Annotated in this window: 22 protein-coding genes, 3 tRNA genes and 1 pseudogene; 20 read left to right on the plus strand and 6 right to left on the minus strand. The window is 60.4% G+C overall.

Annotated features, from left to right (window positions below; all coding sequences use genetic code 11):
* Nucleotides 1-38 precede the first annotated feature (38 nt).
* From PSTAB_RS09665 to PSTAB_RS09685, 5 genes are all read left to right on the plus strand, one after another.
* Entirely contained in the window at nucleotides 39-1034 is a 996-nt protein-coding gene (locus PSTAB_RS09665; protein WP_020306356.1) for a zinc transporter ZntB, read from the plus strand.
* Between the two features lie 56 nt (nucleotides 1035-1090).
* Nucleotides 1091-1333 carry a hypothetical protein gene (locus PSTAB_RS09670; RefSeq protein WP_013982738.1) on the plus strand — a complete coding sequence of 81 codons (243 nt, stop codon included), beginning with the start codon at nucleotides 1091-1093 and terminating at the stop codon, nucleotides 1331-1333.
* A gap of 2 nt (nucleotides 1334-1335) precedes the next feature.
* Nucleotides 1336-2160, plus strand: coding sequence for a mechanosensitive ion channel family protein (locus PSTAB_RS09675; protein WP_013982739.1), 825 nt, complete (start codon nucleotides 1336-1338; stop codon nucleotides 2158-2160).
* Nucleotides 2161-2244: 84 nt separating this feature from the next.
* A complete protein-coding gene (sigX, locus tag PSTAB_RS09680; RefSeq protein ID WP_013982740.1) occupies nucleotides 2245-2835 on the plus strand; it encodes an RNA polymerase sigma factor SigX in 591 nt (196 codons plus the stop codon).
* A gap of 99 nt (nucleotides 2836-2934) precedes the next feature.
* A complete protein-coding gene (locus PSTAB_RS09685; RefSeq protein WP_017245063.1) occupies nucleotides 2935-3927 on the plus strand; it encodes an OmpA family protein in 993 nt (330 codons plus the stop codon).
* Between the two features lie 227 nt (nucleotides 3928-4154).
* Here the strand turns inward: PSTAB_RS09685 and acnB are convergent, their stop codons facing one another.
* Complete coding sequence (gene acnB / locus PSTAB_RS09690) at nucleotides 4155-6764, minus strand: bifunctional aconitate hydratase 2/2-methylisocitrate dehydratase (protein ID WP_013982742.1); 2610 nt, start codon at nucleotides 6762-6764, stop codon at nucleotides 4155-4157.
* A gap of 407 nt (nucleotides 6765-7171) precedes the next feature.
* Here acnB and PSTAB_RS09695 point away from each other — a divergent pair, with 407 nt between their 5' ends.
* Nucleotides 7172-7648: a DUF1289 domain-containing protein gene (locus PSTAB_RS09695; RefSeq protein ID WP_013982744.1), complete on the plus strand. Its 477-nt coding sequence runs from the start codon at nucleotides 7172-7174 to the stop codon at nucleotides 7646-7648.
* A 38-nt stretch (nucleotides 7649-7686) separates the two neighbouring features.
* On the opposite strand, the gene PSTAB_RS09700 is transcribed toward PSTAB_RS09695, so the two are convergent.
* Nucleotides 7687-8547: a universal stress protein gene (locus PSTAB_RS09700; RefSeq protein WP_041771932.1), complete on the minus strand. Its 861-nt coding sequence runs from the start codon at nucleotides 8545-8547 to the stop codon at nucleotides 7687-7689.
* Nucleotides 8548-8723: 176 nt separating this feature from the next.
* On the opposite strand from PSTAB_RS09700, the gene PSTAB_RS09705 reads away from it, so the two are divergent.
* Nucleotides 8724-9329 carry a MiaE family protein gene (locus PSTAB_RS09705; protein WP_011913189.1) on the plus strand — a complete coding sequence of 202 codons (606 nt, stop codon included), beginning with the start codon at nucleotides 8724-8726 and terminating at the stop codon, nucleotides 9327-9329.
* Here PSTAB_RS09705 and lpxH read toward each other — a convergent pair.
* Both lpxH and PSTAB_RS09715 read right to left on the minus strand, forming a co-directional pair.
* Entirely contained in the window at nucleotides 9326-10048 is a 723-nt protein-coding gene (gene lpxH / locus PSTAB_RS09710) for a UDP-2,3-diacylglucosamine diphosphatase (RefSeq protein ID WP_013982746.1), read from the minus strand. The genes PSTAB_RS09705 and lpxH overlap by 4 nt on opposite strands.
* Before the next feature lie 6 nt (nucleotides 10049-10054).
* Nucleotides 10055-10549, minus strand: coding sequence for a peptidylprolyl isomerase (locus PSTAB_RS09715; protein WP_013982747.1), 495 nt, complete (start codon nucleotides 10547-10549; stop codon nucleotides 10055-10057).
* A 273-nt stretch (nucleotides 10550-10822) separates the two neighbouring features.
* On the opposite strand from PSTAB_RS09715, the gene PSTAB_RS09720 reads away from it, so the two are divergent.
* On the plus strand, nucleotides 10823-12490 hold the full coding sequence (locus PSTAB_RS09720; RefSeq protein ID WP_011913192.1) for a glutamine--tRNA ligase/YqeY domain fusion protein: 1668 nt from the start codon (nucleotides 10823-10825) through the stop codon (nucleotides 12488-12490).
* Nucleotides 12490-13875, plus strand: coding sequence for a cysteine--tRNA ligase (cysS, locus tag PSTAB_RS09725; protein WP_041771728.1), 1386 nt, complete (start codon nucleotides 12490-12492; stop codon nucleotides 13873-13875). Before PSTAB_RS09720 ends, cysS begins: the two co-directional genes overlap by 1 nt.
* Nucleotides 13876-13932: 57 nt before the next feature.
* On the opposite strand, the gene folD is transcribed toward cysS, so the two are convergent.
* Nucleotides 13933-14787, minus strand: coding sequence for a bifunctional methylenetetrahydrofolate dehydrogenase/methenyltetrahydrofolate cyclohydrolase FolD (gene folD, locus PSTAB_RS09730; RefSeq protein ID WP_013982749.1), 855 nt, complete (start codon nucleotides 14785-14787; stop codon nucleotides 13933-13935).
* A gap of 272 nt (nucleotides 14788-15059) precedes the next feature.
* Between folD and PSTAB_RS09735 the strand changes: the two genes are divergently transcribed.
* From PSTAB_RS09735 to PSTAB_RS09785, 11 genes are all read left to right on the plus strand, one after another.
* Nucleotides 15060-15136: transfer RNA gene (locus PSTAB_RS09735), tRNA-Arg, on the plus strand.
* 33 nt (nucleotides 15137-15169) lie between these two features.
* Nucleotides 15170-15245: transfer RNA gene (locus tag PSTAB_RS09740), tRNA-His, on the plus strand.
* A 51-nt stretch (nucleotides 15246-15296) separates the two neighbouring features.
* Nucleotides 15297-15381, plus strand: a tRNA-Leu gene (locus tag PSTAB_RS09745).
* Nucleotides 15382-15636: 255 nt separating this feature from the next.
* Nucleotides 15637-16344 carry a FadR/GntR family transcriptional regulator gene (locus PSTAB_RS09750; RefSeq protein WP_013982750.1) on the plus strand — a complete coding sequence of 236 codons (708 nt, stop codon included), beginning with the start codon at nucleotides 15637-15639 and terminating at the stop codon, nucleotides 16342-16344.
* Nucleotides 16345-16352: 8 nt separating this feature from the next.
* Complete coding sequence (locus PSTAB_RS09755) at nucleotides 16353-17114, plus strand: sulfite exporter TauE/SafE family protein (RefSeq protein WP_013982751.1); 762 nt, start codon at nucleotides 16353-16355, stop codon at nucleotides 17112-17114.
* 172 nt (nucleotides 17115-17286) lie between these two features.
* Nucleotides 17287-18597 carry a trigger factor gene (gene tig / locus PSTAB_RS09760; protein WP_013982752.1) on the plus strand — a complete coding sequence of 437 codons (1311 nt, stop codon included), beginning with the start codon at nucleotides 17287-17289 and terminating at the stop codon, nucleotides 18595-18597.
* Nucleotides 18598-18686: 89 nt separating this feature from the next.
* A complete protein-coding gene (gene clpP / locus PSTAB_RS09765; RefSeq protein ID WP_013982753.1) occupies nucleotides 18687-19325 on the plus strand; it encodes an ATP-dependent Clp endopeptidase proteolytic subunit ClpP in 639 nt (212 codons plus the stop codon).
* A gap of 97 nt (nucleotides 19326-19422) precedes the next feature.
* Nucleotides 19423-20703 (plus strand): ATP-dependent Clp protease ATP-binding subunit ClpX, encoded by a 1281-nt coding sequence (gene clpX, locus PSTAB_RS09770; RefSeq protein ID WP_013982754.1) that lies wholly within the window; start codon nucleotides 19423-19425, stop codon nucleotides 20701-20703.
* 132 nt (nucleotides 20704-20835) lie between these two features.
* Nucleotides 20836-23232 (plus strand): endopeptidase La, encoded by a 2397-nt coding sequence (gene lon / locus PSTAB_RS09775; RefSeq protein ID WP_013982755.1) that lies wholly within the window; start codon nucleotides 20836-20838, stop codon nucleotides 23230-23232.
* Nucleotides 23233-23362: 130 nt separating this feature from the next.
* Nucleotides 23363-23635, plus strand: a complete 273-nt coding sequence (hupB, locus tag PSTAB_RS09780; RefSeq protein WP_003282502.1) for a nucleoid-associated protein HU-beta — start codon at nucleotides 23363-23365, stop codon at nucleotides 23633-23635.
* 205 nt (nucleotides 23636-23840) lie between these two features.
* Nucleotides 23841-25697 carry a SurA N-terminal domain-containing protein gene (locus PSTAB_RS09785; protein WP_013982756.1) on the plus strand — a complete coding sequence of 619 codons (1857 nt, stop codon included), beginning with the start codon at nucleotides 23841-23843 and terminating at the stop codon, nucleotides 25695-25697.
* 96 nt (nucleotides 25698-25793) lie between these two features.
* Here the strand turns inward: PSTAB_RS09785 and PSTAB_RS22040 are convergent.
* Nucleotides 25794-26009: pseudogene (locus tag PSTAB_RS22040) on the minus strand (phosphoserine aminotransferase); the annotation flags it as partial.
* Nucleotides 26010-26236: the final 227 nt, after the last annotated feature.

Here is a 26236-nt window from a genome sequence, read left to right on the forward strand (position 1 = left end):
GCTTCGCCGGGCTTTTCATGAGTGACGACGGTACATCGATGCGGGAATCTCATAGCGAGCAAAACGGTCTGATCCACGCGTTTGTTCTGGATGGCAGCGGCGGTGCCCGACAGATCGGCTATCAGGCCCTGCCGACCTTGCAACTGCAGGCGCATGAAAGCCTCTGGTTGCACTGGGATCGCAGCCAACCCCAGGCGCAGCAATGGTTGCGCAGGCAGAGCGGACTCAGTGCGTTTGCCTGCGATGTGCTGCTGGAAGAGAACACGCGGCCCCGCATGCTAGCCTTGCCTCAGGAGGAGCTGCTGCTTTTCCTGCGCGGCGTCAATCTGAACCCCGATGCGGAACCGGAAGACATGGTGTCCGTGCGCGTGTTCGCCGATCGGCAACGCGTCATTTCCCTTCGGCTGCGGCCATTGCGATCTACGGAAGTGGTCATACAGCTGCTGTCGGAGGGAAGAGGGCCGAAGACCGCGTCTGAGCTGCTGATCTATCTCGCCGAGGCGATGACCGACCGCGTCGATGACCTCGTCATGCAGCTTTCCGAGCGGATCGATAAGGAAGAAGAAGCGCTTGAGGCGAACGAGCGCTACACCCCCGAGCACGATTCGATGCTCTCCTTGCGTCGGCAGGCGGCTGGCCTGCGCCGGTTCCTGCTGCCCCAGCGGGAGCTCTACGGGCAGCTGACGCGCAACGGACTGAGCTGGTTCGTCGATGACGATACCGAGTATTGGAACGAGCTCAGCAACCGCCTGACCCGTTACCTCGAAGAGCTCGAAATGGTCCGGGAGCGGATCAATCTCGTGCTGGAGTCTGAACACCGCAGGCTGAGCGAGCGGATGAACCGGACCATGTATCTGCTTGCTATCATTACGGGCTTTTTTCTGCCGCTCAGCTTTCTCACCGGGTTGCTCGGAATCAACGTCGGGGGTATCCCAGGTGCCGACTTCCCGTACGGGTTCGCCGTAGCCTGCGTACTGATCGGCAGTATCGCCTTGCTGCAGTGGTGGATGCTTCGCCGTTTGCGTTGGCTATGAATGTGACTCCCACCCGGTCGTAGGCCGTCTAGGCGACATACTTTTGCGAGGTTTGCATGCGCGATCCCTTCGAAGAATCCCTGCGCGACCTGCTCAACAAGCCGTCCGTCCATGACGACGATGCTTGTCTGGGGCGCGTTCTGAAAACGGCCAACCGTCAGGTAGGGGCTGGCGATCTGTTCGCGCTGATCGGCCACTGGCTGCAAGCACTGATGATGGCCGCCAACAGCGGCAAAGGTCATCTCGCTCCCGTCTCTCGTCGAGGCACCTCCCACCGTTCGTTCGATAAGGCTGATTGATCATGGAATTCGATCCCTGGACCCAAAGTCTGCTGGCGGCGATGAGTTCGCTCTGGGCATCTGTCGCGGCCTTCATTCCCCGCCTTTTCGGCGCACTGGTCGTGGTGCTGCTCGGTTTCGTGGTGGCCAAGCTCCTGGACACGCTGCTTTCCAAGGTTCTCGCCAAACTGGGGCTGGATCGCCTGATGGCCGGGATCGGCCTCACCAAGTTGCTGGGACGGGCGGGCATACGCATTCCGGTATCGGCCTTGATCGGCAAGGTGGTGTACTGGTTCGTCCTCCTGATTTTCCTGGTTTCGGCTGCGGAATCGCTCGGACTGGAGCGGGTATCGGCGACCCTGGACATGCTTGCGCTCTACGTGCCGAAAGTATTCGGTGCGGCGCTGATTCTGCTGGCTGGCGTGCTGCTCGCACAGGTGCTCAGTGGTCTCGTTCGCGGCGCTGCGGAAAGCGTGGGGCTGGACTACGCCAACGGCCTGGCCCGGATTGCACAGGGTCTGGTGATCATCATCAGCATCTCGGTGGCTATTGGTCAGCTGGAGGTCAAGACCGAACTGCTGAACTACGTCATCGCCATCGTGCTGATCACCTTTGGCCTTGCGGTGGCGCTGGCGTTCGGTCTAGGTAGCCGCGAACTGGTCGGCCAGATCCTGGCAGGCATATATGTTCGCGAGCTGTACGAAGTGGGCCAGCGTGTGCGCCTGGCAGACATCGAAGGGCAGATCGAGGAGATCGGGACGGTCAAGACATTGCTGCTGACCGATGACGGCGAGCTGGCTTCGGTTGCCAACAAAGTGCTGCTCGAGCAGCGCGTCGGCAGCCGCTAGCCATCCGATTCTGGTAAAGTACGTCGCCTTTTTTCCGGTTTCCATGAATGGCGGCCGTGACTTTGATTGCCGGCTCGAAGCGTCTTGACTAAAACCCCATCGTCCATATCGCGCTACGACCCTCGCCAGCTCACCGATGAAGAGCTGGTGCAGCATGCGCATGTCGAGCTGTTTCATATTACGCGGGCCTACGAAGAACTCATGCGCCGATATCAGCGCACGCTGTTCAATGTATGTGCCCGCTATTTGGGAAACGAGCGAGACGCCGACGATGTCTGTCAGGAAGTAATGCTCAAGGTTCTATATGGCCTGAAGAACTTTGAAGGCAAGTCCAAGTTCAAGACCTGGCTATATAGCATCACTTATAATGAGTGCATTACCCAATATCGCAAAGAGCGCCGCAAGCGACGCCTGCTCGATGCGCTGAGCCTGGATCCGCTCGAGGAAGCCTCAGACGAAAAGGCGCCAAAGATCGAAGAGAAGACCGGTCTCGACCGATGGCTAGTACATGTGAATCCAATCGATCGCGAGATATTGGTGTTGCGTTTTGTTGCTGAACTGGAGTTCCAGGAAATTGCCGATATCATGCACATGGGTTTAAGCGCGACGAAGATGCGATACAAGCGCGCGCTCGACAAGCTGCGAGAAAAATTTTCGGATACCGCTGAAACTTAATCCCGGAAACTTGTCTTATACCTTGCGAACAGCTTGGGCATACAGACAGCCGGTTTCCTTAGATTGTTCTGATTCTAACCACCAGATGGGGATTTACGGATGAAACTTAAAAACACCTTAGGCGTCGTTATCGGTTCGATGGTTGCCGCCACTTCTCTTAGCGCGCTGGCCCAAGGACAGGGTGCCGTAGAGGTGGAAGCGTTCGGCAAGCACTACTTCACCGATAGCTCGCGTGACGTACAGCGTGACGGCGAGCTCTACGGTGCTGGCGTCAGCTACTTCCTTACCGACGATGTTTCGCTGGGTCTTTCCTATGGCGAGTATCACGACCTGACCTCCAAGGATCCGGTTGGCGCCGATGGCAGCCACAAGAACATCAAGGGCAGCCTGACTTCCCTTGACGCCGCTTACCACTTCGGTGCTCCGGGTGTTGGTCTGCGTCCGTACGTTTCCGCTGGCGTTGCGCACCAGAGCATCGGCCAGGCCGATCGTGGTGGTCGTGACCGCAGCACCTTCGCCAACGTGGGTACTGGCGTGAAGTACTACTTCACCGAGAACTTCTTCGCCAAGGCGAGCGTTGACGGCATGTACAACATCGATGCCGACGAAGCCGAGTGGATGGCTGGCGTTGGTGTCGGCCTGAACTTCGGTGGCGGCGCCCGTCAGGTTGCAGCCGTTGAGCCGACTCCGGAACCGGCTCCGGCTCCGATCGTCGACACCGAGCCGGAACCGGCTCCGGAAGTCGTGCGTGTCGAACTGGACGTCAAGTTCGATTTCGACAAGTCGCGCGTCCGCGAAGAAAGCTACAGCGACATCAAGAACCTCGCTGACTTCATGCAGCAGTACCCGCAGACCACCACCGTGGTTGAAGGTCACACCGACTCCGTTGGTACCGACCAGTACAACCAGCGTCTGTCCGAGCGTCGCGCCGAAGCTGTGCGCAACGTTCTGGTCAACGAGTACGGTGTCCAGGGTAATCGTGTGAACTCCGTTGGCTACGGCGAGTCCCGCCCGGTCGCTGACAACTCCACCGAGGAAGGTCGTCAGATCAACCGTCGTGTAGAGGCCGAGGTAGAAGCTCAGGTTCAGTAATGCTGAACTGAAGCCTTCAAGCTCGAAAAGCCCGGCATAGACCGGGCTTTTCTTTGCCTGCAGCAAACGTTGCCGGGGCTTCCGCCACAGCGGTGGCGCTGGTGATTCCCCGGTGGGTTAGGCGGCGCACACGACTGCGCCCGGATCAGCGTCAATCGGATTCCGAAGAAATCACTGGGCATAAAAAACCCCGCCGGAGCGGGGTTTTTTATTGCCTTATGCAGTCATCAGACTTCGACGACCTTGATCTTGGTCTTCTCCGCAGCGTCACGGAACTCGGCGATCTGGTCGAAGGACAGGTAGCGATAGATGTCGGCAGCCATGCTGTCGATGTTCTTCGCGTATTCCATGTACTCCGCGACCGTCGGCAGCTTGCCGATGATGGATGCGACTGCAGCCAGCTCGGCCGATGCCAGGTAGACGTTGGTGGCGTCGCCCAGACGGTTCGGGAAGTTACGGGTCGAGGTGGAGACCACGGTCGAACCGGTCTGTACGCGCGCCTGGTTACCCATGCACAGCGAGCAGCCCGGCATTTCCATGCGCGCACCGGCCTTGCCGTAGATGCCGTAGTAGCCTTCCTCGGTCAGCTGGTGAGCGTCCATCTTGGTCGGCGGAGCCAGCCACAGACGGGTCGGGATGCCGCCCTTGACCTTGTCCAACAGCTTGCCGGCAGCGCGGAAGTGGCCGATGTTGGTCATGCAGGAACCGATGAAGACTTCGTCGATCTTCTCGCCGGCAACGGTGGACAGCAGGCGGGCATCGTCCGGGTCGTTCGGTGCGCAGAGCACGGGCTCTTTCACTTCGGACAGGTCGATCTCGATCACGGCCGCGTATTCGGCGTCCTTGTCAGCTTCCAGCAGTTGCGGGTTGGCCAGCCAGGCTTCCATCGCGCGAGCGCGACGCTCCAGAGTACGGGCATCGCCGTAGCCTTCGCTGATCATCCAGCGCAGCATGGTGATGTTCGACTTCAGGTACTCGGCGATCGACTCTTCCGGCAGCTTGATGGTGCAGCCAGCAGCCGAACGCTCGGCGGACGCGTCGGACAGCTCGAACGCCTGCTCGACGGTCAGCTGGTTCAGACCTTCGATCTCGAGGATGCGGCCGGAGAAGATGTTCTTCTTGCCTTTCTTCTCGACGGTGAGCAGACCTTGCTGAATGGCGTAGTAGGGAATCGCATGAACCAGGTCGCGCAGGGTGATGCCAGGCTGCATCTGACCCTTGAAGCGCACCAGTACCGACTCCGGCATGTCCAGCGGCATGACGCCAGTGGCGGCGGCGAAGGCGACCAGGCCAGAACCCGCCGGGAAGGAGATACCGATCGGGAAGCGGGTGTGCGAGTCGCCGCCAGTGCCGACGGTGTCGGGCAGCAGCATGCGGTTCAGCCAGCTGTGGATGATGCCGTCGCCTGGACGCAGGGACACACCGCCGCGGGTCATGATGAAGTCCGGCAGGGTGTGGTGGGTGTTGACGTCGATCGGCTTCGGATAGGCCGCGGTGTGGCAGAACGACTGCATGACCAGGTCAGCGGAGAAGCCCAGGCAAGCCAGGTCCTTCAGCTCGTCGCGGGTCATCGGGCCAGTGGTGTCCTGGGAGCCCACGGTGGTCATCTTCGGCTCGCAGTAGGTGCCCGGGCGCACGCCCTGGCCTTCCGGCAGACCGCAGGCGCGACCGACCATCTTCTGTGCCAAGGTGAAGCCTTTGCCGCTGTCCGCCGGAGCTTCCGGCTTTTTGAACAGGGTGGACGGCGCCAGGCCCAGCTCGGCACGCGCCTTCTCGGTGAGGCCACGGCCAATGATCAGCGGAATACGGCCGCCGGCACGGACTTCGTCCAGCAGGACTTCGGTTTTCAGCTCGAAGGTGGTGATGACTTCATCGGTACCGTGCTTGCAGACCTTGCCAGCGTAGGGATAGACGTCGATCACGTCGCCCATGGCCAGGTTGGTGCAGTCGAACTCGATCGGCAGGGCGCCGGCGTCTTCCATGGTGTTGTAGAAGATCGGGGCGATCTTGGTGCCGAAGCAGAAGCCGCCAGCGCGCTTGTTCGGAACGAAGGGGATGTCGTCGCCGAAGAACCACAGCACCGAGTTGGTGGCGGACTTGCGCGAAGAACCGGTACCGACCACGTCGCCGACATAGGCAACCGGGAAGCCCTTGTCTTTCAGCTCTTCCATCTGCTTGATCGGACCGACGGAACCGGGTACGTCCGGGTTGATGCCGTCGCGAGCCATTTTCAGCATGGCCAGAGCGTGCAGCGGGATGTCCGGGCGCGACCAGGCATCCGGAGCCGGCGACAGGTCGTCGGTGTTGGTTTCACCAGTGACCTTGAAGACGGACAGGGTGATCTTTTCGGCAACCGCCGGGCGGTTGGTGAACCACTCGCCTTCGGCCCAGGACTGCATGACGGCCTTGGCGTGCTGGTTGCCGGCCTTGGCCTTCTCGGCGACGTCATGGAAGGCGTCGAACATCAGCAGGGTGTGCTTCAGTTGCTCGGCGGCGACTGCGCCCAGTTCCGCGCTGTCCAGCAGCTCGACCAGGGTGGCGATGTTGTAGCCGCCCTGCATGGTGCCCAGCAGTTCGACGGCACGCTGCTTGCTCAGCAGCGGAGAAGAGGTTTCGCCCTTGGCCAGGGCGGACAGGAAGCCGGCCTTGACGTAGGCAGCCTCGTCGACGCCCGCGGGGACGCGGTTGGTGATCAGGTCAACGAGGAATGCTTCTTCGCCCGCTGGCGGGTTCTTCAGCAATTCGATCAGGCCGGCGGTCTGTTCGGCGTTCAGCGGCTGGGGCACAACGCCCTGGGCGGCACGCTCTTCTACGTGTTTGCGATAGGCTTCAAGCACAGTTTTTACCCTCATCATTGGTCCCTTGGGTGTTTCGGGACGCGCATCCGGAAGCTGTTTTCAAAGTTTTACGCTGGCGGAAGAGGCCGGATGAGCAGGGAACAGGCAGCTCTGCGCATCCGGCACGTTGCCGGGTCAAACTGTGCTCGTGACGCTTTGAAAACAGCTTCGTGCGGACTATGGCGCCAAAAACGGCGGGCTGAGTCTAGCGGAAATGGCTCACGAAGTTAAGTCGAGCGCGGCTGGCCGCTGGGGTGCGAGTCGTGTCTGGCGCGCTTCTCCGGACAAGCTCGGGGCCGCCAATCACTGGGCTCGCGGAGGGATTCGGCCGATCCGCATGCAAAGCCGGGTGACCCCGGTTGGACAAAAGTCTAAGATGCGCGGCCGGCCATCAAACCTGTTCTGCCATGTCCAGCCAGCGCATCAAAACCCCATGCATAGGTCTTTGCTCGACGGTCTACGGTGACGTCGTATGCCGTGGCTGCAAGCGCTTTCACCATGAGGTGGTAAACTGGAACGCCTATGACGACATGGAAAAGCGTGCGGTATGGCGGCGCCTGGAAACCCTATTGGCTCAGGTCATGGCGGCCAAGCTCGAGGTGTTCGACCCGCAGTTGCTTCGCCAGCAGTTGGAGGCCCGACAGATCCGTTTCGTCCCGGAGCAGTCGCCCTATTGCTGGGCATATCAATTGATAGCTCGAGGCGCTCGGGTCATTCAGCAGCTCGAGGCCTATGGCGTCGTCCTGCTTCCGGAATTTCGCGAGTGGCCGCTACCGGAGCTGCGCGACGCGGTCGACCGGGAATTCTTTCTGCTCTCCGAAGCCCACTACGAGCGTTACATCGCGCCGCGCTTCCTGCGTGAAGGCATGGATCTGCGCATCTGAGAACGAAAGCCCGCTGCAGGGCTTTCGTTTCTACGGTCTCAATGGCGGACCAGATCTTCGAGGTGGTCGATGACGTCGTCCGGCTTGAGTACCAGCACGTCGCTTTCCAGCGTATCCAGCACCACTTCGGCGGTATTGCCCATCAGCGCGCCGGAGAACCCCGTGCGTGCCACTGTGCCGATGACCGTGACGACGGCCTTGAGCTGATGACAGACCCTGGGGATCAGCGCATCGGCCGGACCCTCCTCGACGTGCAGCTGTGCGTCCGGAATATCGAACTCCTCCTGGAAGCGCTTGCAGGCCTCTCGATAACGCGCCTCGATGGTTTCCTTCAACTGGAACGCCGGGTCGGCCGCGGACAGCATGGCGGAAGGGTGCGCGCTGATCACATGCAGCTTGCCGTCAGCCAGGTTGGCGATCTCGTAGCCGTGGTTGACGATGGTGGCGTGGAGCGTACGGTGCTCGAGATCGGCATTGCCCACATCCACCGCAGCGAGGATGTTGCCACCGGTCCATGGGTTGTCGGTTTTCACCATCAGCACCGGGCAGGGGCAGTAGCGCAGCAGCTTCCAGTCTTCCGGCGTAAGCAGGGCGCGCTTGAGCGGGTTGTCCGGCACGTGTTGCTTGACGACCAGACCACAGCCCTCGGCCTGCTGGGCAGCGATGATGGTCTGGTGCAGACTTTCGTGCCATGCCTGTTGTGTGGTGACCTGATGCCCCTCGCTTTCCAGCTGCGCACGCAGATTCGCTAGATGCCCGCTGTGATCGTGCTTGGCATCGCAGGCCAGCAGGTGCAGGCGCGACTGGCTGACGGTCGAGATCAGGTGTGCTCGTTTCAAGGCCAGCTCTTGTGGCTGGTTCGGATCAATTACCACGAGGATGCAGCGAATGGCTTGCATGATCGGCTCCATTTCCTGATGCGGGTTGGTCAACTATAGACAAGCCTGCGACGCCAGTTGTGATGCATATCAAGGAAGACTGGCTGCCCCGCGCGGCATTCGTATAATGCCCGCCCGTTGCGGCGCGGTACCACGCGGCGAGACACTATTTTGTTCCTGAATATGCAAGGTTCGACATGCTGCCTGATCTGAACGACTTCCTCGCCTGCGCCACTCCCGCTGCCTGGGTGGAGGCTGCCTTGCAGAACCAGGACGTGATGCTGATCGACCACGGCAACTGCGAGAAAAAGGCGGCGGGGTCGGCGTTTCAGTTGATGTTCCGCTATGTCGACAAACCCGACCTGCAGAACAAGATGTCGCGTCTGGCGCGGGAGGAGCTGCGTCATTTCGAGCAGGTGCTGGCGATCATCCGTCGCCGCGAGATCGAGTTGCGCAATGTTGGCTCGTCTCGCTATGCCGCAGGATTGCGCGAGCTCGTGCGCAACCACGAACCCTATCGGTTAACCGACACGCTGGTGATCGGCGCCTTTATCGAGGCGCGCTCCTGTGAGCGCTTCGCCATGCTCGTGCCGCACTTGGACGAGGAGCTGGGCAAGTTCTATCACGGGCTGCTCAAGTCGGAAGCGCGGCACTTCCAAGATTACCTCAGGCTGGCTTATCTGTATGGCGACGCCGCCGATGTGGACGCCACCATCGTTCGGGTGCGCGAGCGGGAAAGGGAACTGATCGAAAGCCCGGACAGCGAGTTCCGGTTTCACAGCGGCGTGCCGGCGGCAGCCTAGCTCAGGGCGAATGGCGCCTGGTGGTACCCGTTTTCATCCACCTGCAATGCCCACCCCTGTCGATCCCAGTCGCCCAGCACGATCCGCTTGGCGGGTTGGCCATCTACCTCGAGGTCATGTGTCGCCGGTCGATGGGTATGGCCGTGGATCAGCGTGCGTACGCGATGCTCGGCCAGCACGCCGGGTATCAGCTCCGGGGTGACGTCGATGATGTCGCTGGCTTTCATGCGCGTCTGGGTACGGCTTTCGTTGCGTAGCTTACGGGCCAGTTTCCGGCGAGTGGCGAGTGGGAGGTTGCGCAGAACGAACAGGCTGAGGGGGTTGCGCAGCAACCGGCGTAGCCGCATGTAGCCCTCATCGCGGGTGCACAGGCTGTCGCCGTGCATCAGCAGTACCGGCTCGCCGCAGAGCTGGACCACGCTCGGATCAGCCAGCAGCTTGCAGCCGGCCTTGTAGCAGAAGGTCTGGCCGATCATGAAGTCGCGGTTGCCGTGCATCAGATAGATTCTGACGCCGCGCTCGCTCAGCGCATGCAGGGCGCGGGCAATCGACTCCTGGAACGGCGTCATGGCGTCGTCGCCAATCCAGACCTCGAAGAAGTCACCGAGAATGTACAGGGCTTCGGCCTGGGTAGCGCGCGTCGCGAGAAAATGCAGGAACGCCCGGGTGATATCCGGGCGTTCCTCTTCCAGATGCAGATCTGAGATCAGCAGGATCACTCGCGATTACTCGACGATCTCGGCCTTCTCGATCACCACGTCCTCGACCGGGACGTCCTGATGGCCGGACTTCATGGTGGTTGCCACAGCTTTGATCTTCTCGACCACATCCATCCCTTCGGTCACCTCGCCGAACACGGCATAGCCCCAGCCCTGAACGGTTGGCGCGCTGTGATCGAGGAAGTCGTTGTCCTTCACGTTGATGAAGAACTGCGCGGATGCCGAATGCGGCTCCATGGTGCGCGCCATCGCCAGAGTGCCGGTTTTGTTCGACAGGCCGTTATTGGCCTCGTTCTTGATCGGCGCGCGGGTAGCCTTCTGCTTCATGCCCGGCTCGAAACCGCCGCCCTGGATCATGAAATTGCTGATCACGCGGTGGAAGATGGTGCCGTCGTAGTGGCCGCTCTTCACGTATTCCTTGAAGTTGGCAGTGGTTTCCGGAGCCTTGTCTTCGAACAGATTGACGGTGATGACGCCGTAGTTGGTGTGCAGTTTGATCATCGTGAGGGGTTCCGTTTCGTTGGTGCGGGCGTGCCGCTGCAAGGGTCGTCGTACCGAGTGCCGCCAGTCGCTGATCGTAGCGCCGCCTGAGCGCATTGCTCTGTCAGGGGGTTGACGGGTCCGCTATGATAGGCGCTTTGAATTGGTCGGCCTACCCTGAGAGGGTACTTGCAAACTACTGCACTCGGCATGCGGCGTTAAAACCTGCCTCGCCATCGCTCACTACTTTGTAAACCTCTCTAAGCCGCATACTCGCTGATCGTTAAGGACACCATGAGCAAGCCCGAGACTCCCGCCGCTAGCAACTTTCTCCGTCCGATCGTCCAGGCTGACCTGGACTCCGGCAAGCATGCCAAGATCATCACCCGTTTCCCCCCGGAGCCCAACGGTTATCTGCACATCGGGCACGCCAAGTCGATTTGCCTGAACTTTGGCCTGGCGAAGGAGTTCGGTGGTGAGTGCAACCTGCGTTTCGATGACACCAACCCGGCCAAGGAGGACCAGGAGTACATCGACGCGATCAAGAGCGACGTGCAGTGGCTTGGCTTCCAGTGGGCTGGCGAAGAGCGCTATGCCTCCGATTACTTCGATCAGCTGCATGACTGGGCCGTACACCTGATCAAGGCCGGCAAGGCGTATGTCTGCGATCTGACACCCGAGCAGGCTCGAGAGTACCGCGGCAGCCTGACCGAACCGGGCACGAACAGCCCGTTCCGCGAGCGCTCGGTGGAAGAGAATCTCGACCTGTTCGCCCGCATGAAGGCCGGCGAGTTCCCGGATGGCGCCCGTGCGCTGCGGGCGAAGATCGATATGGCGTCGCCGAATATGAACCTGCGCGACCCGATCCTCTACCGCATTCGCCATGCGCACCATCACCAGACCGGCGACAAGTGGTGCATCTATCCGAGCTACGACTTCACTCACGGTCAGTCGGATGCCATCGAAGGCATCACGCATTCCATCTGCACGTTGGAATTCGAGGACCATCGTCCGTTGTACGAGTGGTTTCTGGCCAACCTGCCTGTACCGGCCCAGCCTCGCCAGTACGAGTTCGCCCGTCTCAACCTGAACTACACCATCACCAGCAAGCGCAAGCTCAAGCAGCTGGTCGATGAGAAGCATGTGAGTGGTTGGGACGACCCGCGCATGTCGACGCTCTCCGGCTTCCGGCGCCGCGGCTATACCCCAGCCTCGATCCGCAACTTCTGCGACATGATCGGCGTGAACCGCGCGGGCGGCGTCGTCGACATCGGCATGCTGGAGTTCGCGATTCGCGAAGACCTGGACGCCAACGCCGCGCGTGCCATGTGCGTGCTCAAGCCGCTCAAGGTGGTCATCACCAACTACCCGCAGGATCAGGTCGAGAACCTCGAGCTGCCGCGCCATCCCAAGCAGGACATGGGAGTGCGGGTGCTACCGTTCAGCCGCGAGATCTATATCGATGCGGGCGACTTCGAGGAAGTCCCGCCAGCGGGCTTCAAACGGCTGGTTCCCGGCGGGGAGGTGCGCCTGCGCGGCAGCTATGTGATCCGTGCGGATGAGGCCGTCAAGGACGATCAGGGCAATATCGTCGAGCTGCGCTGCTCGTATGACGAAAACACCTTGGGCAAGAATCCCGAGGGCCGCAAAGTCAAAGGCGTGATCCACTGGGTGCCAGCTGCCGAAAGCGTCGAATGCGAGGTGCGCCTGTACGATCGTCTGTTCCGTTCCGCCAACCCGGAGAAGGACGAGGAGGGCGGCAGCTTCCTGGACAATATCAATCCCGAGTCGCTCGTCGTGCTCAAGGGGTGCCGCGCCGAGCCGTCGCTGGCCAATGCGGCTCCTGAAGAGCGCTTCCAGTTCGAGCGTGAAGGGTATTTCTGTGCCGACATGAAGGACAGCAAGCCCGGCGCTCCCGTGTTCAATCGCACCGTCACGCTGCGTGACTCCTGGGGTCAATGATGGCGCTGGCGATCTACAACACCCTGAGCAAGGCCAAGGAGCCGTTCCGCCCCCTGGAAGGCAACAAGGTGCGCATGTACGTCTGCGGGATGACGGTCTATGACTTCTGCCATATCGGTCATGCGCGGGTGATGGTGGCGTTCGACGTGGTCACCCGCTGGCTGCGCCACCGAGGCTACGATGTCACCTACGTGCGCAACATCACTGACATCGACGACAAGATCATTCGCCGAGCCAGCGAGAACGGCGAGCCGTTCCAGGCGCTAGTCGAACGCATGATTGCGGCCATGCATGAAGATGAGACGCGCCTCAACGTGTTGCGTCCGGACGTCGAGCCTCGCGCCACCGACCATATCGCCGGCATGCATACGATGATCCAGACACTCATCGACAAGGGCTTCGCCTATGCGCCGGGCAACGGGGACGTCTACTACCGGGTCGGCAAGTTCGCCGGTTATGGCAAATTGTCGCGTCGCAAGATCGAAGACCTGAAGATCGGTGCTCGTATCGAAGTGGACGAAGCCAAGGAAGATCCGCTGGACTTCGTATTGTGGAAGGGCGCCAAGCCGGGCGAGCCGAGCTGGGATTCGCCGTGGGGCCCTGGGCGTCCCGGTTGGCATATCGAGTGTTCTGTGATGTCCACCTGCTGCCTGGGCGAGACGTTCGACATCCATGGTGGCGGCCCGGACCTGGTGTTTCCGCACCACGAGAACGAGATCGCACAGAGCGAGGCGGCCACCGGCAAGCTTTACGCCAACGCCTGGATGCACGCCGGTGCGGTGCGTGTCGATGGCGAGAAGATGTCCAAGAGTCTGGGCAATTTCTTCACCATCCGCGAAGTGCTGGAGAAGTACCACCCGGAGGTGGTGCGCTATCTGCTGGTATCCAGCCACTACCGCAGCCCGATCAACTACTCCGAAGACAGTTTGCGTGAAGCCAAGAGCGCTCTGGAGCGTTTCTACAACGGCCTCAAGGGCTTGCCGGAGGCCCAGCCTGCTGGCGGCGATGAGTTTGTTGCGCGCTTCGCTGCGGCGATGGATGACGACTTCAACTCGCCGGAAGGCTGCGCCGTGCTGTTCGAGATGATTCGTGAGGTGAACCGCCTGCGTGAGTCTGATCTGACTGCCGCGGCGGCGCTGGCTGCGCGTCTCAAGGAGCTGGCGGGCGTATTGGGCGTCCTGCAGCTTGAGCCTGGAGCCTTCCTGCAAGCGGGTGCGGCGGGGAAGGTCGATGCAGCTGAGGTCGAAGCGCTGATCGCTGCGCGACTGGCAGCCAGGGCGGAAAAGAACTGGGGCGAATCCGATCGCATCCGAGATCAGCTTACCGCGATGGGGGTGGTGCTGGAGGACGGGAAGGGCGGGACGACCTGGCGCTTAGCCGAATAGTCGAATACAAACAAGAACGGCGCCCAAGGGCGCCGTTCTTGTTTGCGTCGTTCTCGATCAGTCGTGCAAATGTTCTGCAGCGTACAGGGTATTTTCCAGCAGGCAGGCGCGGGTCATCGGGCCCACACCGCCCGGGACCGGAGTGATCCAGGCAGCGCGTTCGCTGGCAGGCTCGAACTCCACATCACCCAGCAAACGCCCGTCGGTCTGGCGGTTGATGCCCACGTCGATAACGATTGCACCGGGCTTGATCCACTCACCCTTGACCAGCCCAGTGATGCCGGTGGCGACCACTACCAGGTCGGCACGCTGTACATGCTCGGCCAGATTGCGTGTGAAGCGGTGAGTCACGGTAGTGGTGCAGCCGGCGAGCAGCAGCTCCAGCGCCATTGGCCGGCCGACGATATTGGAGGCGCCCACGACTACGGCGTCCAGACCGTGCAGGTCGAGCCCTGTGCTTTCCAGCAGCGTCATGATCCCCTTTGGGGTGCAAGGGCGCAGCAGCGGCATACGTTGGGCCAGGCGGCCAACGTTGTAGGGGTGGAATCCATCCACGTCCTTGTCCGGACGAATGCGCTCGAGCAGTTGCGACGCATCGAGGTGCTTTGGCAGCGGCAGCTGCACCAGGATGCCGTCAATGGAGGCGTCGTCGTTCAGCTGATCGATCAGAGCCAGCAGGTCCTCCTGGCGGGTATCGCTCGGCAGGTCATGGGCAACGGAGTTGAAACCGACTTCCTCGCAATCCTTGCGCTTGTGCGCCACATATACCTGGGAGGCTGGGTCGCTGCCCACGAGAATCACGGCGAGGCCGGGCGCGCGGAGCCCTTGGGCACGGCGCTCGGCAACACGACCAGAAATCTGTTGGCGAATATTGGCAGCAATCGTTTTACCGTCGATCAGTTTTGCGGTCATGACGCTTGATTAACCATTGGAGAGGACGAGGAAAGGGCGCGTATTCTCGCATGCCATGGTCATACGGCAAAGGCGAACCGGCTAGCGGCGGTTGTAACTCCTTTATCTAACTGAAATTTTTTTGAATTTGCTGTTGACGACTGTTTGGAGCCTCTATAACATTCGCCCCGCTTGTCGAGCACAGCCTGCTGCTGGGTAAGATGGCTTAGAAGAAACAACTTCTTCAACGGCCGGAGCTTCAAGTCTGCGCTCCGAACAGAATGCAGATAAAAGCGCCCGTAGCTCAGCTGGATAGAGCATCCGCCTTCTAAGCGGATGGTCGCAGGTTCGAGTCCTGCCGGGTGCGCCATTTCGGGCTCTGGCACAAGCAAAGCGTAATATGGTGGGCGTAGCTCAGTTGGTAGAGCACAGGATTGTGGCTCCTGGTGTCGAGGGTTCGATCCCCTTCGTCCACCCCATATTCCATAGAACGCCAGGCGCTGCCTGGCGTTTTCGTTTAAGCCCGCTTGGCGGACGTGGTGAAATTGGTAGACACACCAGATTTAGGTTCTGGCGCCGCAAGGTGTGAGAGTTCGAGTCTCTCCGTCCGCACCATGTAACAAGCTGAAAGCCCCGGATTCCGGGGCTTTCGCGTTTCTGGCGATGTGATTCCTGCCACCCGATGAAGCCGTTGGCTGAAACTGCAAAACGTCCTGGCGGATTTTGCGCTCCGCCTGGAGCGACTCTCCGGCTCTCTCCTTGATGACCGCAGCTTCATACCTCTGAACGTTCCGATGTGTGGCGCTCGACGTTGTTCATCGCCGGAATTCATCCTATGATCCATACGTCGGATGAATTTGGAGGTAGCGAATGACGTTGCAGCATGCGGAACGCTTATCGCTGGTGGAGCGCGTTATCGACCAGCTGCGCACGCAGATTACTGCCGGCTCATGGGAGTGCGGTGAGCGTATTCCTACCGAGCCCCAGCTCAGCGACATGCTCGGCGTGGGCAGAAATACCGTTCGTGAGGCGGTGCGCGCGCTGGTGCACACTGGGCTGCTGGAGGTTCGCCAGGGTGCCGGTACGTTCGTTCGGTCAAACCGGGACCCTTCGGAGTTGCTCGAAAGCCTGGACCATGCCGCGCTGCACGATCAGCTGGAAGTCCGTCGGGCTCTGGAGGTCGAAGCGGCACGACTCGCCGCGTCACGTCGTACCGATGACGACCTGAAAGCGATCAGCGATGCGCTTGGCGCCAGAGGAAGCTGGACTGACGCGGCTTCGCTTGAGGCATTCGTCCACCGCGATGCGCAGTTTCATTTGAGCATTGTCCGGGCCAGTCACAACGCGGCACTGGTTGAGATGTACCGGTTCTTCTGGGCTGGCCTACAGAACACCATCGCCAGGACGGAAGCGGAGAAGCACCTCCCTGAGCCTACCTATCAGGCCCACGCAGCCGTCTATGAGGCCATTGTGCGTGGCTGCCCGGAGCAGGCCGCCATCGCAGCCAGCGAGCTGCTGACTCCGGCGCTACAGGCCCTTTCTTTGACAACAAAAAAAGCAACGAACAAACCGGAGTAGCCATAGACATGGATCATTCGATCGCCACTTGGGCAATCCTGCTCGCCGCTGCTTTCCTGGGTGGTGGGCTGAATGCCATCGCCGGAGGCGGTAGCTTTTTCACGTTCCCGGCCCTGGTTTATGCAGGCGTGCCGCCTGTTGCAGCGAATGCTTCGGGGACCTTTGCGCTGTTGCCGGGATACTTCGCAAGCACCTGGGGCTATCGGGAGGATCTCAAGGCTCCGGCCACGCTGAGCATGCGTTCGCTTCTCGCCATCAGCCTGGGTGGGGGTGCATTCGGCGCGGCACTTCTGCTAACGACGCCGAATGACGTGTTTCGCGCCATCGTGCCCTGGCTGCTTCTGGTTGCCACTTTGCTTTTCGCGCTCGGGCCATGGTTGCTGCGCACGTTCAAGCGCACTGCCGGCTCCGGCGAGGCCGATACCTGGGTGCAGGCCTGCGCGATCGCTGCGGTGAGTGTTTATGGTGGCTACTTCAACGGCGGACTGGGCATTGTCCTGCTGGCTGCGTTCAGCCTGCTCGGCCATAGCAACATCAACGCGATGCAGGGACTCAAGAACCTTGTGTCATCGGTATTGACCGCAATCGCAGTGTCGGTTTACGCCTTTGGAGGCGCCATATTCTGGCGTGAAGCGCTGGTAATGATGCTTGCTGCGACAGTCGGAGGGTATGTCATGGCTCGTGTCGGACGACGCCTGCCGGCAACGCTGGTGCGCGCGGTGGTAATCGTGACCGGATCGATCATGACGATACTGTTCTTCCGGAGCTGATGAGCTATGCCGCCCGTAAGGCTCGAACGGGCCAGCAGGTGCGATTCGCAAGCGCCCTGCGGCTTGCAGGTTGTGTGAGAGGCAGGGTGACTTATGCTGGTCGAGCCACTAGAATGCTTGCCCATTCTGGGGCCGGAACGCCCGGCTTATGTCTGTGCAACGAGGAAAATCCATGCAAGTTTCTGTTGAAAGCACCTCCGCTCTTGAGCGCCGCATGACCATCGGCGTGCCGGTCGAGCGCATCGAGACCGAAGTCAACAAGCGTCTGCAACAGACCGCCAGCCGTGCCAAGATCCCCGGTTTCCGCCCCGGCAAGGTGCCGATGAGCGTGATCCGTCAGCGTTATGAGGAAGCCGCTCGTCAGGAAGCGCTGGGCGACCTGATCCAGTCCACCTTCTACGAAGCCGTCGTGGCCGAGAAGCTGAACCCGGCTGGTGCTCCGTCCGTCGAGCCGAAGGTATTCGAGAAGGGCAAGGATCTCGAGTACGTCGCCACCTTCGAAGTATTCCCCGAGTTTGAAGTGGCTGGTTTCGAGGCCATCGAGATCGAGCGTCTGCAGGCTGAAGTGACTGATGCCGACGTCGACAACATGCTGGAAATCCTGCGCAAGCAGAACACTCGCTTCGAGAGCGTCGAGCGTGCTGCCGAGAACGGCGACCAGGTGAACATCGACTTCGTCGGCAAGATCGACGGTGAAGCTTTTGCCGGCGGTTCGGCCAAGGGCACTCAGCTGGTGCTGGGTTCCGGCCGCATGATCCCGGGCTTCGAAGACGCCCTGGTCGGCGCCAAGGCCGGCGAAGAGCGCGTGATCACCCCGACTTTCCCCGAGGATTATCAGAACCTCGATCTGGCCGGCAAAACTGCCGAGTTCACCGTCACCGTGAATAGCGTCGCGGCTCCGCAGCTACCGGAACTCAACGAGGAGTTCTTTGCCCAGTTCGGCGTTCAGGAAGGTGGCGTGGAAGGTTTCCGCGCGGAAGTGAAAAAGAACATGGAGCGCGAACTGCGTCAGGCCATCAAGACCAAGGTGAAGAACCAGGTCATGGAAGGGCTGGTTGCGGGTAACCCGATCGAAGTGCCCAAAGCACTGGTAGACAATGAAGTGAACCGCCTCCGCGTACAGGCGGTGCAGCAGTTCGGCGGCAACATCAAGCCAGACCAGCTGCCGGCTGAGCTGTTCCAGGAGCAGGCCAAGCGTCGTGTCGTGCTGGGTCTGATCGTGGCTGAAGTGGTCAAGCAGAAAGAGCTCAAGCCGGACGAAGCGCGTGTTCGTGAGCTGATCGAAGAAATGGCTTCCGCTTACCAGGAGCCGGAGCAGGTTGTGGCCTGGTACTACAAGAATGCTGAGCAGTTGAACGAAGTTCGCTCGGTTGTGCTCGAAGAGCAAGTTGTAGATACTGTTCTGCAGCAGGCCAAGGTGACCGACAAGTCGGTCTCCTACGAAGAAGCCGTCAAGCCTGCGGAAGCCCCGCAAGCAGCCTGATTTCTTCATATATTCGAGTGCACAAACATAAGCCAGCCTCGTGCTGGCTTATGTCTTTTGAGGCATGACATAGGGAGTATCGTTGGAACATGTCCCGCAATCCTTTTATGCAAGCTCCGGACATTCAGGCCGCCGGCGGCCTGGTCCCGATGGTGATCGAGCAATCCGCACGCGGTGAGCGCGCCTACGACATCTATTCACGCCTCCTGAAGGAGCGGGTGATCTTCATGGTCGGCCAGGTCGAAGACTACATGGCCAACCTGATCGTGGCGCAGCTGCTGTTCCTCGAGGCGGAAAACCCCGAGAAAGACATTCACCTCTATATCAATTCCCCGGGTGGCTCGGTGACCGCTGGCATGTCGATCTACGACACCATGCAGTTCATCAAGCCTAACGTCTCGACCATCTGTATCGGTCAGGCTTGCTCCATGGGAGCCCTGTTGCTGGCGGGCGGTGCGGCGGGCAAGCGTTACTGCCTGCCGCATTCGCGCATGATGATTCACCAGCCTCTCGGTGGCTTCCAGGGTCAGGCTTCGGACATCGAAATTCACGCCCGGGAAATCCTGACCATTCGCGAGCGCTTGAACAAGGTGCTTGCCCATCACACTGGCCAGCCCATGGACGTGATTGCCCGCGATACCGATCGCGACAATTTCATGAGCGGTGAAGAAGCCGTCAAATACGGCCTCATCGACCAGGTTCTGACCCAGCGCCAACTGGCCGTCTGATCGCCCCAGCCTGCGATATGTGGCTGTTCCGTGGGCTTGAAAAAGCCCACGATTGCCTTCATCTTGTGTTTCAAGCCTTCCCGATTGGATCGATCGAATGACTGACACCCGCAACGGCGAGGACTCCGGCAAACTGCTCTATTGCTCTTTTTGCGGCAAAAGCCAGCATGAAGTTCGCAAGTTGATCGCCGGGCCCTCCGTTTTCATCTGCGACGAGTGCGTCGACCTGTGCAATGACATCATCCGTGAGGAGGTGCAGGAAGCCCAGGCCGAGAGCAACGCGCATAAGCTGCCTGCGCCAAAGGAGATCAGCGGCATTCTCGACCAGTACGTCATTGGTCAGGAGCGCGCGAAAAAGATCCTCGCGGTGGCCGTGTACAACCATTACAAGCGCCTCAACCAGCGCGACAAGAAAGAAGAAGTCGAGCTGGGCAAAAGCAATATCCTGCTGATCGGTCCCACTGGCTCCGGCAAGACGCTGCTCGCCGAGACGCTGGCGCGCCTGCTCAATGTTCCGTTCACCATTGCCGATGCAACCACGCTTACCGAGGCGGGTTACGTGGGTGAAGACGTCGAGAACATCATCCAGAAGTTGCTGCAGAAGTGCGATTACGATGTGGAGAAGGCCCAGATGGGCATTGTCTATATCGATGAGATCGACAAGATCTCCCGCAAATCGGATAACCCGTCCATCACCCGAGACGTTTCCGGTGAGGGCGTGCAGCAGGCGCTGCTGAAGCTGATCGAAGGCACCGTTGCTTCCGTCCCGCCGCAGGGTGGCCGTAAGCATCCGCAGCAGGAGTTCCTGCAGGTCGACACGCGCAACATCCTGTTCATCTGCGGCGGCGCATTCGCCGGCCTGGAAAAGGTTATCCAGAGTCGCTCCACCCAGGGTGGTATCGGCTTCAACGCGGAAGTGCGCAGCAAGGACCCGGGCAAGAAGATCGGTGAAGCACTGCGTGCGGTCGAGCCGGATGATCTGGTCAAGTTCGGCTTGATCCCTGAGTTCGTCGGTCGTCTGCCGGTGATCGCAACCCTCGACGAGCTTGACGAAGCTGCGTTGATCCAGATCCTGACCGAGCCGAAGAACGCGTTGACCAAGCAGTACGCCAAACTGTTCGAACTCGAGGGTGTGGATCTCGAATTCCGCCCGGACGCGCTGAAAGCTGTCGCTCATCGTGCACTCGAACGCAAGACGGGTGCCCGCGGTTTGCGCTCGATTCTCGAAGGCGTTCTGCTGGACACCATGTATGAAATTCCGTCGCAGAAGGACGTCAGCAAGGTGGTCATCGATGAAAGCGTGATCGAAGGCACATCCCAGCCTTTGCTGATCTACGAGAACACCGAGCCGCCAGCCAAGGCTGCGCCTGAGGCGTGATCGAACAAAGGGGCCTTCGGGCCCCTTTGTATTTGGCTCGCCGCCTTGTTTTTTGCCGAGGGTGCCCTCATCTTTGCTGCAAGGGTATAGCCCATCCGTTTACCGCCGTATGGCCGTCGTAGAGCTGAATTTATGAAAACAACCATCGAATTGCCCCTCTTGCCGCTGCGCGATGTGGTGGTTTACCCGCATATGGTGATCCCGCTTTTCGTTGGCCGTGAAAAATCCATCGAGGCGCTCGAATCCGCCATGTCCGGCGACAAGCAGATTCTCCTGCTGGCGCAGAAGAATCCGGCCGACGACGACCCGGGCGAAGATGCGCTATATCGCGTCGGCACCGTTGCTACCGTGCTGCAGCTGCTCAAGCTTCCGGACGGCACCGTCAAGGTGCTGGTCGAAGGCGAGCAGCGGGGCGTGATCGAGCGATTAGTCGAAGTCGACGATCACTGTCGAGCCGAGGTTTCGCTGATCGAGGAAGCCGATGTCGATGCACGCGAATCGGAAGTTTTCACGCGCAGCCTGCTCAGTCAGTTCGAGCAGTACGTGCAGCTTGGCAAGAAGGTCCCGGCAGAGGTGCTGTCCTCACTGAGCAGCATCGATGAGCCGGCCCGCCTGGTCGACACCATGGCGGCGCACATGGCGCTGAAGATCGAGCAGAAACAGCAGATCTTGGAGATCACCGACCTACCTGCCCGTGTCGAGCACGTCCTGGCGTTGTTGGACGCCGAGATCGATCTGCTTCAGGTCGAGAAGCGCATTCGCGGACGCGTGAAGAAGCAGATGGAGCGCAGCCAGCGCGAGTACTACCTGAACGAGCAGATGAAGGCCATTCAGAAGGAACTCGGCGATATCGATGAAGGCCATAACGAAGTCGATGAACTGAAGAAGCGTATCGAGAACGCCGGACTCAGCAAGGATGCCTATACCAAGGCCCAGGCGGAGCTGAACAAGCTCAAGCAGATGTCACCGATGTCGGCCGAAGCGACGGTAGTGCGGACCTATATCGACTGGCTGGTGAACGTGCCTTGGAAAGCCGCCAGCAAGGTCCGGCTGGACCTCGCCAAGGCAGAAGAGGTGCTCGACGCCGACCACTATGGTCTGGAAGAGGTCAAGGACCGCATTCTTGAGTATCTCGCCGTGCAGAAGCGTGTGAAGAAGCTCAAGGGGCCGGTGCTCTGCCTGGTAGGGCCGCCCGGTGTCGGCAAGACGTCCCTCGCCGAATCCATTGCGCGTTCGACCAATCGCAAGTTTGTTCGCATGGCGCTGGGCGGTGTGCGTGACGAAGCCGAGATTCGCGGCCATCGCCGCACCTACATCGGTTCCATGCCGGGCCGTCTGATCCAGAAGATGACCAAGGTGGGCGTGCGCAACCCGCTGTTCCTGCTCGACGAGATCGACAAGATGGGCAGCGACATGCGCGGCGATCCTGCCTCGGCACTGCTCGAGGTGCTGGACCCGGAGCAGAACCACAACTTCAACGATCACTATCTGGAGGTCGACTATGACCTCTCGGACGTGATGTTCCTCTGTACCGCCAACTCGATGAACATTCCGGCGCCGTTGCTCGACCGCATGGAAGTCATCCGCCTGCCTGGCTATACCGAGGACGAGAAGGTCAACATTGCCACACGGTATCTGGCGCCCAAGCAGATTGAGGCCAATGGTCTGAAGAAGGGCGAGCTGGAGTTCCAGGAAGCCGCTATCAGGGACATCATTCGCTACTACACCCGGGAGGCCGGTGTTCGTAGCCTTGAGCGCCAGCTGGCCAAGGTGTGCCGCAAGGTGGTCAAGGAGCATGCGGCCGAGAAACGCTTCCATGTGATTGTGGATGCCGATTCTCTCGAGCATTTCCTGGGTGTTCGCAAGTTCCGTTACGGGCTCGCCGAACAGCAGGATCAGGTAGGGCAGGTCACCGGGCTGGCCTGGACTCAGGTCGGTGGCGAGCTGCTGACGATCGAGGCGGCCGTGGTACCGGGCAAAGGGCGGCTCACCAAGACCGGCTCGCTGGGCGAGGTGATGGGCGAGTCGATTACCGCGGCGCTGACGGTGGTTCGCAGCCGGGCGGTCAGCCTGGGCATTGCTGCCGATTTCCATGAAAAGCAGGACATCCATATCCACGTGCCAGAGGGCGCCACCCCCAAGGATGGCCCGAGCGCTGGTATCGGGATGTGTACGGCGCTGGTTTCTGCCCTGACGCAGATCCCGGTGCGCGCAGATGTCGCAATGACCGGCGAGATCACATTGCGTGGACAAGTGCTGGCCATTGGTGGACTGAAGGAGAAACTTCTGGCTGCGCATCGCGGCGGAATCAAGACTGTGATCATTCCGGAAGAAAATCAGCGTGATCTGAAAGAGATTCCTGAAAATATTAAGCAGGACCTGCAGATTAAACCGGTGAAGTGGATTGACGAGGTCCTGCAAATTGCGCTGCAATACGCGCCGGAGCCCTTGCCCGATGCGGCTCCCGAGATTGTTGCAAAGGACGACAAGCGCGAGCCTGATTCCAAGGAGCGAATCAGCACGCATTAGTCTGGAAGGCCACGTTGACACACTTCAGGTGCCCTTGTTTAATCGGCCTCTTGTGTCAGAGCCATCTAGCACCGCTTTGCTTACACCCGAAAATTAAAGATACGACTCAACAGAAATAAGGGGACTTAGAGTGAACAAGTCGGAACTGATCGATGCCATCGCTGCATCTGCTGATATCCCAAAAGCTGTTGCTGGCCGCGCGCTGGATGCAGTGATCGAATCCGTCACCGGCGCCCTGAAGGCTGGTGACTCCGTGGTACTGGTTGGTTTCGGTACTTTCGCTGTCAAGGAGCGCGCTGCGCGCACTGGTCGCAACCCGCAGACTGGCAAGCCGATCAACATCGCTGCTGCCAAGATCCCGGGCTTCAAAGCTGGCAAGGCTCTGAAAGACGCTGTCAACTAAGCGTTTTGTTACCCGGCCAGTCAGCGTGCGCTGCGCTGGCACGGGGCGGTTGTCGAGCAGGCCTGGCCTGCCGAGATCTGGCTTGGGGGAATAAGCCCAACCGCTCCAAAGGCTCCGAGAAGGCGCATCCCTGGATGCGCCTTTCTTTTATCCGGTTTCCACCCGCGGTGCGCAGTCTTGCGGGCCGCAGACTCCTGGGGGTCGCATGCTTCAGAACATCAGGGACAATTCACAAGGCTGGATTGCCAAAACAATCATCGGCGTCATCGTCGTGCTGCTGGCCTTGACTGGCTTCGATGCCATCTTCAATGCCGCCAGCAACGCCCAGAACGCTGCAGAAGTCAACGGCGAAGAAATTTCCCGCTACGACCTCGACCAGGCCATGAACATGCAGCGCCGGCAGCTCGCCCAGCAGCTCGGGCAGGATTTCGATCCGTCCCTGCTCGACGACCGCCTGCTGCGCGATGCGGCTCTCGGCTCGCTGATTGATCGCATGCTGCTGTTGCAGGCCGCCAAGGGCGCCAACTTCGCATTCTCGCGCGAAGCGCTCGATCAGCTGATCCTGCAGACCCCCGAGTTCCAGGTTGACGGTGCTTTCAACCCTGCCCGGTTTGATCAGGTGATCCAGCAGATGGGCTATTCCCGTCTCCAGTTCCGCCAGCTGCTCGAACAGGAAATGCTGATTGGCCAGCTGCGTGCCGGCATTTCCGGTACCGGTTTCGTTACCGATCAGCAGGTGGAAAACTTTGCCCGCCTGGAGATGCAGACCCGTGATTTCGCTACGCTGACCGTGCCGGCGCAGCACGAAGCCATCGAGGTCAGCGACGACCAGATCAACGAGTTCTACGAGGCCAATGCCGACCGTTTTCGTACCCCTGAACAGGTCGTCGTCGAATACGTCGAGCTGAAGAAGGAGTCGTTCTTCGATCAGGTCGAGGCGTCCGACGAGGAGTTGCAGGAGCTGTATCAGAAACAGATCGCCAATCTGGCAGAACAGCGCCGCGCCGCGCATATCCTGGTCGAGACCGGCGGTGAACTGAGCGACGACGAGGCCAAGGCGAAGATCGACGAGATTGCCGCGCGCGTGAAGAACGGTGAGGATTTCGCCACGGTCGCCAAGGAAGTTTCCCAGGATCCGGGCTCGGCCAACGAAGGTGGCGACTTGGGCTTTGCTGGTCCAGGGGTCTACGACCCAGCATTCGAAGATGCGCTTTATGCATTGAACGAAGGCGAGGTCTCGGCACCGGTCAAGTCGGAGTTCGGCTGGCACATCATCAAGCTGCTCGGCGTCCAGTCACCGGAGGTTCCCTCTTTCGAAAGCATGAAGCCGGAGCTGGTACGCGAGCTGAAGGCCCAGCAGGTCGAGCAACGCTTCGTGGAGACCAGCAAACAGCTGGAAGATGCTGCCTTCGAGGCATCCGACCTGGCGCAGCCTGCGCAGGAACTGGGTTTGATGGTGCAGACCACCGAAGCGTTCGGGCGTGAGGGCGGCGAAGGCATCACGGCCAATCGGCAGGTCATCCAGGCCGCGTTCAGCGAGGAAGTGCTGGTAGACGGCGCCAACAGCAGCGTGATCGAACTGGACCCTGATACGGCGGTGGTGATTCGCGTCAAGGAGCACCTGAAGCCTGCGGCGATTCCGCTTGCCGACGTTCGTGACGATATCGTGCAGCAACTCCAGCGCAAGCTGGCGGCCGAAACCGCTCGTACTCAGGGTGAGCAGCTGTTGGCCGAGCTGCGCGAAGGCAAGCAACCTGAAGGGCAGTGGCAGGCAGTCGAAGCGGCCACTCGCAGCCAGGAGGGCGTCGCACCGGCGCTGCTGCAGGCAGTGTTCCGCATGCCGCGTCCGGAGCAGCAGGACAAGCCCAGCTACTCGGGCGTGGCGCTGAACAACGGCGATTACGTGGTTGTGCGACTGAACGGCGTCAATGAGGCTGACGCTGCTTTGTCCGACGAAGAGAAGCTGAACATTCGCCGCTTCCTGGCTTCGCGGATGGGGCAGCAGGACTTCGCGGCGTTCCGTCAGAAGCTGCAGGCCGAAGCGAAAATCGAGCGTTTCTGATCGAATGAATGACTGGCAAGCTGCGAAGCCTTGCCAGCACCCATGACAACGCCCCGACTGGTTCGGGGCGTTGTCGTTTCTGCCGGGGAAGAAGCGCTACCGCAACAGCCGGCGTGCGAGCCAGGGGCTCTGGTGCATGAAGGCGGTGTGGACCTGCACGAGTTCTGCGCCCGCACTCATGCGGGCACGCAGATGATCAGCGGTCTGGGCCCCGCCGACCGAAAGCAGAGCCATGTCGGGCCCGCAGAACCGGCGCAGGTCTTCGATTTGTTGGCAGGCCTGAGCCTGCCGCCGGGGTTCCTGCCAGGCCCGTGGCTGTGCTGTGCTCGTCCCGACGGTAGTCGGCGAAGTCGCGTGGATTACTGCAGAACATTTTTGCCGCGTGGACAGGGGCTAGCCTGTGCGGCTTTTTGGCCGAGAAACGCGCGTCGGAGATAGGCTAGAAGCCGCGGTACAGCGGGCTGTGCGCCTTGGCATCTACTACCAAATGAGGAGTCCTCCGCTGCCATGGGTGCATACCGGAGCCTGGAGCGGGCTGC

This window comes from Stutzerimonas stutzeri, assembly GCF_000219605.1.
Classification (GTDB): Bacteria; Pseudomonadota; Gammaproteobacteria; order Pseudomonadales; family Pseudomonadaceae; genus Stutzerimonas; species Stutzerimonas stutzeri.